This is a genomic window from Mycobacterium parascrofulaceum ATCC BAA-614 (genome assembly GCF_000164135.1).
GTDB classification, from domain to species: Bacteria; Actinomycetota; Actinomycetes; order Mycobacteriales; family Mycobacteriaceae; genus Mycobacterium; species Mycobacterium parascrofulaceum.
Map to the genome: position 1 here is coordinate 243,382 of NZ_GG770558.1, position 8,781 is coordinate 252,162.

At 70.6% G+C, this 8,781-nt stretch carries 10 protein-coding genes and 1 pseudogene; 9 read left to right on the forward strand and 2 right to left on the reverse strand.

The genetic code is table 11. The annotated features are described in order from the left end of the window. The first annotated feature begins 268 nt into the window (after positions 1–268). The 4 genes and pseudogenes from rplS (at position 269) to HMPREF0591_RS24490 (ending at position 2,689) form a co-directional block, all read left to right on the forward strand. A complete protein-coding gene (gene rplS, locus HMPREF0591_RS24475) occupies positions 269–610 on the forward strand; it encodes a 50S ribosomal protein L19 (RefSeq protein ID WP_007171386.1) in 342 nt (113 codons plus the stop codon). Between the two features lie 69 nt (positions 611–679). Next, the gene (gene lepB / locus HMPREF0591_RS24480) at positions 680–1,570 is read left to right on the forward strand and encodes a signal peptidase I (RefSeq protein WP_007171387.1); all 891 of its coding nucleotides are present in this window, start codon (positions 680–682) and stop codon (positions 1,568–1,570) included. 13 nt (positions 1,571–1,583) lie between these two features. Continuing rightward, positions 1,584–2,379, forward strand: a pseudogene (locus HMPREF0591_RS24485) (ribonuclease HII). A 4-nt stretch (positions 2,380–2,383) separates the two neighbouring features. Then, entirely contained in the window at positions 2,384–2,689 is a 306-nt protein-coding gene (locus tag HMPREF0591_RS24490) for a DUF2469 domain-containing protein (protein WP_007171389.1), read from the forward strand. 6 nt (positions 2,690–2,695) lie between these two features. Here HMPREF0591_RS24490 and HMPREF0591_RS24495 read toward each other — a convergent pair whose 3' ends face one another. Then, a complete protein-coding gene (locus HMPREF0591_RS24495) occupies positions 2,696–3,454 on the reverse strand; it encodes a GAF and ANTAR domain-containing protein (protein ID WP_040623963.1) in 759 nt (252 codons plus the stop codon). 274 nt (positions 3,455–3,728) lie between these two features. Between HMPREF0591_RS24495 and HMPREF0591_RS24500 the strand changes: the two genes are divergently transcribed. From HMPREF0591_RS24500 to HMPREF0591_RS24515, 4 genes are all read left to right on the forward strand, one after another. Continuing rightward, entirely contained in the window at positions 3,729–4,709 is a 981-nt protein-coding gene (locus HMPREF0591_RS24500) for an SDR family oxidoreductase (RefSeq protein WP_007171391.1), read from the forward strand. Positions 4,710–4,811: 102 nt separating this feature from the next. Continuing rightward, positions 4,812–5,630 (forward strand): formate dehydrogenase accessory sulfurtransferase FdhD, encoded by an 819-nt coding sequence (gene fdhD, locus HMPREF0591_RS24505; protein ID WP_007171392.1) that lies wholly within the window; start codon positions 4,812–4,814, stop codon positions 5,628–5,630. Between the two features lie 113 nt (positions 5,631–5,743). Further along, complete coding sequence (locus tag HMPREF0591_RS24510) at positions 5,744–6,121, forward strand: YraN family protein (protein WP_040623855.1); 378 nt, start codon at positions 5,744–5,746, stop codon at positions 6,119–6,121. Beyond that, positions 6,121–7,632, forward strand: coding sequence for a YifB family Mg chelatase-like AAA ATPase (locus tag HMPREF0591_RS24515; protein ID WP_007171394.1), 1,512 nt, complete (start codon positions 6,121–6,123; stop codon positions 7,630–7,632). Before HMPREF0591_RS24510 ends, HMPREF0591_RS24515 begins: the two co-directional genes overlap by 1 nt. 14 nt (positions 7,633–7,646) lie before the next feature. Here the strand turns inward: HMPREF0591_RS24515 and HMPREF0591_RS24520 are convergent, their stop codons facing one another. Next, entirely contained in the window at positions 7,647–7,922 is a 276-nt protein-coding gene (locus tag HMPREF0591_RS24520) for a DUF4190 domain-containing protein (RefSeq protein ID WP_007171395.1), read from the reverse strand. Positions 7,923–8,038: 116 nt separating this feature from the next. On the opposite strand from HMPREF0591_RS24520, the gene dprA reads away from it, so the two are divergent. Further along, positions 8,039–8,781, forward strand: a 743-nt coding sequence (gene dprA, locus HMPREF0591_RS24525; protein WP_040623965.1) for a DNA-processing protein DprA, incomplete at its 3' end; no start/stop codon positions are given.

Sequence of the window (8,781 nt, forward strand, 5' to 3'; positions counted from 1 at the left end):
CCGGTAGCGCGTTAGGCCCCAGTCATATGTACCATTCACCAGCGCGTTCGGCTCGCTGCGAACCGCGTCCGATGCTGTGATTTTCTCCGCACGCGTCCCGTCTGGCACAATTGACCAGTTGTCTCCAGCGGTAGCAGGCCGGCCGGGCCGCTTTCCACCTGCTGCGAGATACGCGCAAGTTGCCCAAAACCATCGGCTTGGCGACCGCCTCACACCTCGGTGAGGGCTGTTGCCGCAGGCCGCGACCGCAAGGAAGTGTGTTCTCACGATGAACCGCCTGGACTTCGTCGACCAAGCGTCGCTGCGCGACGACATCCCGGTTTTCGGCCCGGGCGACACCATCAACGTGCACGTCAAGGTCATCGAGGGTGCCAAGGAGCGCATCCAGGTGTTCAAGGGTGCGGTGATCCGCCGGCAGGGCGGCGGCATCCGCGAGACGTTCACCGTGCGCAAGGAGAGCTACGGCGTCGGCGTCGAGCGGACCTTTCCGGTGCATTCGCCGAACATCGACCACATCGAGGTGGTGACCCGTGGCGACGTCCGCCGCGCCAAGCTGTACTACCTGCGCGAGCTCCGCGGCAAGAAGGCCAAGATCAAGGAAAAGCGCTGAGCCGGGACGGCCGGGCGGCAGTCCCGGTCGGTTTACAGCGCCACAATCTGCGCTGGCTACTCTGATCTCGTGACCGATCCCACGGACTCATCTGAGCCCCAGCCCGCCCAGTCAGAGCCCAAGGTCTCCACCCGCATCCCGGACACGCCCGACGCCGAGTCGCCGAAGGCGGCCGAACCGGTTCCCGATTCGGCCGATGCGCCCGAGGCGGGCAGCCCGGAGCGCACCAAGCGATCCGCGCTGCGGGAATTCGCGCTGCTGGCGGTGATCGCGGTGGCGCTCTACTACGTCATGTTGACGTTCGTGGCGCGGCCCTACCTGATCCCGTCGGAATCGATGGAGCCGACGCTGCACGGCTGCTCCGGCTGCGTCGGCGACCGGATCATGGTCGACAAGGTCACCTATCGCTTCGAGTCGCCGCGCCCCGGCGACGTCATCGTCTTCAAGGGGCCGCCCAACTGGAACCTCGGGTACAAGTCGATCCGCTCCAACAACACCGTGCTGCGCTGGGTGCAGAACGCGCTGTCCTTCATCGGCTTCGTTCCTCCCGACGAGAACGACCTGGTCAAGCGGGTCATCGCGGTCGGGGGGCAGACGGTGCAATGCCGGGCCGACACCGGGTTGACCGTCAACGGCAAGCCGCTGAAGGAGCCCTACCTGGACCCGGCCACCATGATGGCCGACCCCGCGGTGTACCCGTGCCTGGGCAGTGAGTTCGGGCCCGTCACCGTCCCGCAGGGCCGGCTGTGGGTGATGGGCGACAACCGCACGCACTCGGCGGATTCCCGTGCCCACTGCACCAGTGTCCCGGCCGAAGCGCTCAAGGGCGTGTTGTGCACGGGCGACCCGACGTCGGGGACCGTGCCGGTGTCCAACGTGATCGGCAAGGCGAGGTTCATCGTGTGGCCGCCGGGACGGTGGGGTGGCGTGTCTTCGGTGAACCCGCAACAGCATCAGTAGCCGTGGCTCCGATATGAGGGGGCCGTGGCCGCCGCGGACGGTGATCCGCAAGTCCGCGGGTTTGCGCACCCTCGAGTCGGCGCTGTACCGCAGCGGCTTGGGGCCGGTGGCCGGGGTGGACGAAGTCGGCCGCGGCGCGTGCGCGGGCCCGCTGGTGGTGGCGGCCTGTGTGCTCGGCCCCGGAAGGCTGGAAAGCCTTGCGGCGCTCGATGATTCGAAAAAGCTCACCGAGGGTGCCCGGGAGAAGCTGTTCCCGCTGATCCGTCGTTACGCGCTGGCCTACCACGTGGTGTTCATCCCGCCGGCCGAGGTGGACCGCCGCGGCGTGCACGTCGCCAACATCGAAGGCATGCGGCGCGCCGTGGCGGGTCTGTCGCTGCGGCCCGGCTATGTGCTGAGCGACGGATTCCGGGTGCCCGGGCTGCCGGTGCCGTCGCTCCCGGTCATCGGCGGCGACGCGGTGGCGGCCTGCATCGCCGCCGCCAGCGTGCTGGCGAAGGTCAGCCGGGACCGGCTCATGGTGGCGATGGACGCGGACCACCCGGGTTACGGCTTCGCCGAGCACAAGGGTTACAGCACGCCGGCGCACAGCACGGCGCTGACGCAGCTGGGTCCGTGCCCCGAACACCGCCGATCGTTCATCAACGTCCGTCGCGTGGCCCTAGGCTCGACAGGGTCGGGCGGCCGGGTGGTGGCCGAATGCAGACCGGACCCTCCGCCCGCGCGCGGCGAATATCGGTGAGGAAAGATGGGATCAGGATTCCCCGGGCGTAACGCCGGGGCAGTGTTTCTCCGAGAAGGACGTCTGAGCAGATGAGTGCCGAGGATCTCGAAAAGTACGAAACCGAGATGGAGCTCTCGCTGTACCGCGAATACAAGGACATCGTCGGCCAGTTCAGTTATGTCGTGGAAACCGAGCGGCGGTTCTACCTGGCGAACAGTGTGGAGATGGTGCCCCGCAACGCCGACGGCGAGGTGTACTTCGAGCTGCGGCTGTCCGACGCCTGGGTGTGGGACATGTACCGGCCGGCGCGGTTCGTCAAGCAGGTCCGGGTCGTGACGTTCAAGGACGTCAACATCGAAGAGGTGGAGAAGCCCGAGCTGCGGCTGCCGGAATAGCCCGCGCTAGCCGCTCTCCTTGTCCTCCGGCGACGGCAGTTCGCCGCGCTTCTCGATGACCTCCCGCGCGACATCGGCCAGCTTGACGTTCAGCGCCTGCGAATGGCTGCGCAGCAGGTCGAACGCCTGCTCCTCGGTTATGTCGTGGAGCAGCATCAGCATGCCGACCGCCTTGCCGATCTCCCGGTTGCTCAGCAGCCCTCGGCGCAGGCTGGTGGCGTCCTCACCCTTGGCGGCCGCGTTGATGGCGACGCTGGCGAACGCGGCCAGCACCGCCGCGCGCCCGGCCGCCTCGGCGTCGAACACGTTGGGGGTGTCGCTGAACAGGTTGAGCGCGGCGCCTTTGCGCTTGTCCACCAGCAGCCGGAAGCCCATCGCCCCGCGCACCGGCGTCTCGGCCACCAGGACCTTCGCCAGCTTGGGCCACAGCGACGGCGTCCTCAGGTCCGGGTCGATCTGCGGGGTCTCCTCCTCGATCGCGTCGATGCAGGGGCCGTCGCCGGACCGCCGTTCCAGCTCGTCGATCTGCTGGGCCAGCTGGTCGCTCGCCCCCACGGTTATGTAGCGGTCGCCGTCGCGCACCAACAGGCTGGCGTGGTCACATCCGCGGACGACCAGGGTGGCGGCGACGCAGATGGCCGCGTACATCTGGCTGGTGTCCGAGCCCTGGTAGATGATCTCGGCCAGCGCGGCGAACACCGTCCCCGGATCGGCCTTCTCCCCGCCGGGCGCCGGCCGGCCCGCGGCCGTCGATTCGTCCCCCATGTCGTTGTGCCCCATTCCCTGCGCGAGCAGTGTGACCCCGCCTTCGATCGCCGTAGATTATCGGCCCTCGGCTCGGACCTCACACGCTGTTCGATGCGATTGCGATGAAATCCAGGCGCCTCGGCTGTCAGTCCCCGGACCAGCGGAAACCCTCCGCCGACAATACGGGTACCCGCGGGTGCGGCGCTCAGGAATTGCGCCGGTCGGTCCAGCGCCGGTGGTGACGTTTCCCACCCGTGGTTTCGGCGGGCCCCGGGCGGGCTAGAGCCTTGGGGTGGGAATTACCGTCGCCGTGACCGGACCGACCGGCGAGATCGGCATGTCCGCGGTGACGGCGCTCGAGCGCGAGCCCGCCGTGGACGCGATCGTCGGGATGGCGCGCAGGCCGTTCGACCCGTCCTCGCGTGGCTGGCTGAAGACGACCTACCAGCAGGGCGACATCCTGGACCGTGAAGCCGTCGATGCCCTGGTGGCGCAGGCCGACGTGGTGATCCACCTGGCGTTCATCATCATGGGTTCGCGGGAGGAGAGCGCCCGCATCAACCTGGAGGGCACCCGCAACGTATTCGAGGCGACGGTCGCCTGCGAGCGGGTGCGGCGCCTGGTGTACACCTCGTCGGTGGCGGCCTACGGCTACCACGCGGACAACCCCAGCCCGCTGACCGAGGACGTCCCGGCGCGGGGCTCCGACGAGCACTACTACTCGGCGCAGAAGGCGGCGTGCGAGGCGCTGCTCGGCGGGATCACCAAGGACTCCCCGGTGGAAGTGTTCGTGTTGCGGCCGTGCATCGTCGCGGGGCCCAATGCCACCGTCCTGGCGGACGCCATGCCGTGGAACCAGCTGCCCGGCCCGATGCGCGCAGTGGTCAAGGCGGTGCCGATCTTGAAGCCGGTGGTGCCGGACCCGGGCATCCCGTTGCAGCTGGTGCACCACGACGACGTCGCGAGCGCGATCGCGCTGGCGGCCACCACCCCGGCGCCGCCCGGGGCGTACAACATCGCCGGTGACGGCGTGGTGACGGTGGGCGACGTGGCCAAGGCCCTGGGCGGGCGCCCGGTGCGGGTGCCGGCCGTCGCGGCGTCGGCGGCGTCGGCGGCGCTGTCGCGGGCGCCGCTGGTCCCGTCCATGCTGGAATGGCTGCACACCGCGCGCACGTCGATGGTCATGGACACCACCAAGGCGCGCACCCAACTCGGCTGGCGGCCGGTCCACTCCTCGGCGGAGACCCTGGCCGCGCTGGCCTCGGCGGTGTGACGTCCCTCGTCCTGCCGGGGCGGACGGTCGCCGACCAGGGTAGTTTGGCTGCGTGAGGTACCAGTGTTGCGGCGCGATCCCGGCCGACGGTGAAATCGCCTAGTGCGCCACGTGACTGCGCGCCGGCGGGTGAAGCATCTCACCGCCGGCAAAGCCATCAGCCGGCCGGAGACGCTGGTCGTCGAGGAACCGCTGGAGATTCGGGTGAACGGCGCCGCGGTCACCGTCACGATGCGGACTCCGGGCGCGGATTTCGAACTGGCGCAAGGCTTTCTGCTCACCGAGGGGATCATCGCCGGCCGCGACGACGTGCTGACGATGCGCTATTGCGGTGGTGCCGTCGACGGGACGAACACCTATAACGTCCTCGACGCGACCCTGGCCGCCGGCGTCGCGCCGCCCAGCCTCGACGTGACCCGTAACTTCTACACCACGTCGTCGTGCGGGGTTTGCGGCAAGGCGTCACTGGACGCGGTCCGCGTGACCGGCCGATTCGCGCCCGGCGCCGATCCCGCGACCGTCGCGGCGGCCACGCTCGAGGCGATGCCCGCCCGATTACGTTCCGCGCAGAAGGTTTTCGACAGCACCGGCGGGTTGCACGCCGCGGCGCTGTTCGGGGTCGACGGCACGATGCTGGCGGTCCGCGAGGACGTCGGCAGGCACAACGCGGTGGACAAGGTCATCGGCTGGGCGCTGGAAAATCGGCGGGTGCCGCTGGCCGGCTCGGTACTGCTGGTCAGTGGGCGGGCCTCCTTCGAGTTGACGCAGAAAGCGGTGCTGGCCGGGATCCCCGTGCTGGCCGCCGTGTCCGCGCCGTCGTCGCTGGCGGTCTCGCTGGCCGAGGAGTCGGGGATCACCCTGGTGGCGTTCCTGCGACAGGACTCGATGAACGTCTACACCAGGGTGGACCGGGTCGGCTAGTCGGTTGCGGCCGGTTGTGCATGAACGCGGCACTGGGGACAACCGCCGCTCATGGGCCCGTCGGACGCCTGGCGGTGACCGCCTTGTCGGGGCCCTCTCGCACAGTGGCCGGCATGACCACCGAAACGACGATGACCCGGCTGCAGCTCGGCGCGATGGGCGAGGCCCTCGCCGTGGACCACCTGACGAGGATGGGGTTGCGGATCCTGCACCGCAACTGGCGCTGCCGCTACGGCGAACTCGACGTCATCGCCTGCGACGAGGCCACCCGCACGGCGGTGTTCGTCGAGGTGAAGACCCGTACCGGCGACGGCTATGGCGGGCTGGCGTACGCGGTCACCGAGCGCAAGGTTCGCCGCCTGCGCCGGCTGGCGGCGCTGTGGCTGGCCGGCCAGGACACGCGCTGGGCGGCGCTGCGCATCGACGTGATCCGGGTGCGGGTCGGGCGCCGGCGCACCCCCGAAATCACCCACCTGCAGGGGATCGGCTGATGGCGCTGGGTCGCGCGTTCTCGGTCGCGGTGCGCGGGGTGGACGGACAAATCGTGGAAATCGAAGCCGACATCTCCTCCGGGCTGCCGGGCGTGCATCTGGTCGGGTTACCCGACGCCGCCCTGCAGGAGTCCCGCGACCGGGTGAGGGCGGCGGTCGCCAATTGCGGCAACAGCTGGCCGCAGACGCGGCTCACGCTCGCGCTCTCACCGGCGACCCTGCCGAAGATGGGGTCCGTCTACGACATCGCCCTGGCCGCGGCCGTCCTGTCGGCGCAGCGCAAGAATCCGTGGGACCGGCTGGATAAAACGGTGCTGCTGGGCGAGCTGTCGCTGGACGGTCGGGTCCGGCCGGTGCGCGGCGTGCTGCCGGCGGTGCTGGCCGCCAAACGCGACGGCTGGCCGGCCGTCGTGGTCCCGGTGGACAACCTGGCCGAGGCCAGCCTGGTCGACGGCATCGACGTCTGGGGGGTGCGCACGCTCAGGCAGTTGCAGAAGTGGCTCAGCGGGTCCGGCGCCCTGGACAACAGGATCACCACGACGGCCACCGCGCCGGAGCCCGCGGCGGATCTGGCCGACGTGGTCGGGCAGACGCAGGCGCGGTTCGCGGTGGAGGTGGCCGCCGCCGGTGCGCACCACCTCATGCTGACCGGCCCGCCGGGAATCGGCAAAACCATGCTGGCGCAACGCCTTCCGGGCCTGTTGCCGCCGCTCACCGAGAGCGAGTCACTGGAGGTCACCGCGATCCATTCGGTGGCCGGCTTGCTGTCGGGCGACACGCCGCTGATCACCACGCCGCCCTTCGTCGCGCCGCATCACAGCTCCACCGTGGCGGCGCTGGTCGGTGGCGGCTCGGGCATGGCGCGTCCGGGCGCGATCAGCCGCGCTCACCGGGGCGTGCTCTTCCTGGACGAATGCGCCGAGATCAGCGTCAGCGCGCTGGAGGCATTGCGAACTCCGTTGGAGGACGGCGAGATCCGTCTCGCCCGCCGCGACGGGGTGGCCTGTTACCCGGCCCGATTCCAGCTGGTGCTGGCGGCCAACCTGTGTCCGTGCGCGCCCGCCGATCCGCAGGACTGCATCTGCGCGCCGGCGGTCAAGCGTCGCTATCTGGGCAAGCTGTCCGGGCCGCTGCTCGACCGGGTGGATTTGCGGGTTCAGATGCATTCGGTGCGCGCGGGGGCATTCACCGGCGGCGACGCCGAGTCCACCGCGCAGGTCCGCGATCGGGTGGCGCAGGCCCGGGCGGCCGCCGCGCAGCGGTGGCGCCCGTACGGATTCCGCACCAACGCCGAGGTCAACGGGGCGCTGTTACGCCGGAAGTTCCGCCCCGGCAACGCCGCGATGACCCCGCTGCAACGGGCGCTCGACCGTGGGCTGCTCAGCATCCGCGGCCTGGACCGCGCCCTGCGGGTCGCGTGGAGCCTCACCGACCTGGCCGGCGGCGTCTCGCCGGGGCCCGCCGAGGTCGCGGCCGCGCTGAGCTTCCGGCAGCCGGGGGCGCAGCGATGAGCGCCCGCCGGGGGTCACCAATGCGCCCTCGACAGCCAGTCGTGGTGCCCGCCCCGGACCGCGAGTGCGGCCGTCACCAGGATGGCGAACGCCCTGGCGAACTGCGCCGTCGCGCGACCGCCCTCGCCGCGCCGTTCCATGTCGCGCAACGCGACCGGCGCGAGGACGCCGCTCAGCACGGGAATCGGCAATCCGCACCAGCTGACCAGGCTCAGGGTGAACGACGCGATCGCCCATGGGTTCATCGGGCGGGCGGGCGCGGCGAGCTGGTTCGGCAGGCAGATGATCATTGTTCGCTCCGTTCCTTGCCGGCTGTGCGATGGCGAATGGGGCCCGACGACAACACATTCGCGTGCGGGGCTAAAAGGATCCTTGGCGGACCTATGCGGGGGGTGACACCGTGACGCTGAGCGCGGTCGACGATCCCGTGCTGCGCGCGTGGGCCTACCTGTCGCGCGTGGCCGAGCCGCCCTGTGCCGAACTCGCCATTCTGGTGCGGCGCGTCGGCCCGGTGGAGGCGGCCGAGCGGGTGCGCCACGGGCTGGTCGACGACGACCTCGCGCGGCTCACGGAGGCGAGGCGCGGAATCGACTGCGCGGCGGCCGACCTCGAGCTGCTCGCCCGGCGCGGCGGACGGCTGGTCACGCCCGACGACGACGAGTGGCCGCTGCTGGCGTTTGCCGCCTTCGCGAACGCCTCGGTGAAGGCTCGCGCCGGGGCGCCGATGGTCTTGTGGGCGCAGGGTCCGGCCCGGCTCGACGAGGTGGCGCAGCGCGCGGCCGCGGTGGTCGGAACCCGGGCGGCGACGTCATACGGCGAGCAGGTGGCCGAGGACTTGGCGGCCGGGCTGGCGCAACGGGAGGTGGCCGTCGTCTCCGGGGGTGCCTACGGCATCGACGGCGCGGCGCACCGCGCGGTGCTGAACGCCGACGGAATCACCGTCGCCGTCCTCGCCGGCGGCCTGGACGTTCCCTATCCCAGCGGTCACTCGGCGTTGCTGCACCGAATCGGCCAACACGGTCTGCTGTTCACCGAATACCCGCCCGGCGTGCGGCCGGCCCGGCACCGATTCCTGACGCGCAACCGCCTGGTGGCGGCGGTCGCCGGGGCCGCGGTGGTGGTGGAAGCGGGCCTGCGCAGCGGCGCGGC

Bases quoted from the DNA above. Each gene is read 5' to 3' on its own strand.
- HMPREF0591_RS24490 (WP_007171389.1), top strand. From the start codon at position 2,384: ATGAGTGCCGAGGATCTCGAAAAGTACGAAACCGAGATGGAGCTCTCG.
- HMPREF0591_RS24495 (WP_040623963.1), bottom strand. From the start codon at position 3,454: ATGGGGGACGAATCGACGGCCGCGGGCCGGCCGGCGCCCGGCGGGGAG.
- rplS (WP_007171386.1), top strand. From the start codon at position 269: ATGAACCGCCTGGACTTCGTCGACCAAGCGTCGCTGCGCGACGACATC.
- HMPREF0591_RS24520 (WP_007171395.1), bottom strand. From the start codon at position 7,922: ATGATCATCTGCCTGCCGAACCAGCTCGCCGCGCCCGCCCGCCCGATG.
- HMPREF0591_RS24515 (WP_007171394.1), top strand. From the start codon at position 6,121: ATGGCGCTGGGTCGCGCGTTCTCGGTCGCGGTGCGCGGGGTGGACGGA.
- HMPREF0591_RS24510 (WP_040623855.1), top strand. From the start codon at position 5,744: ATGACCACCGAAACGACGATGACCCGGCTGCAGCTCGGCGCGATGGGC.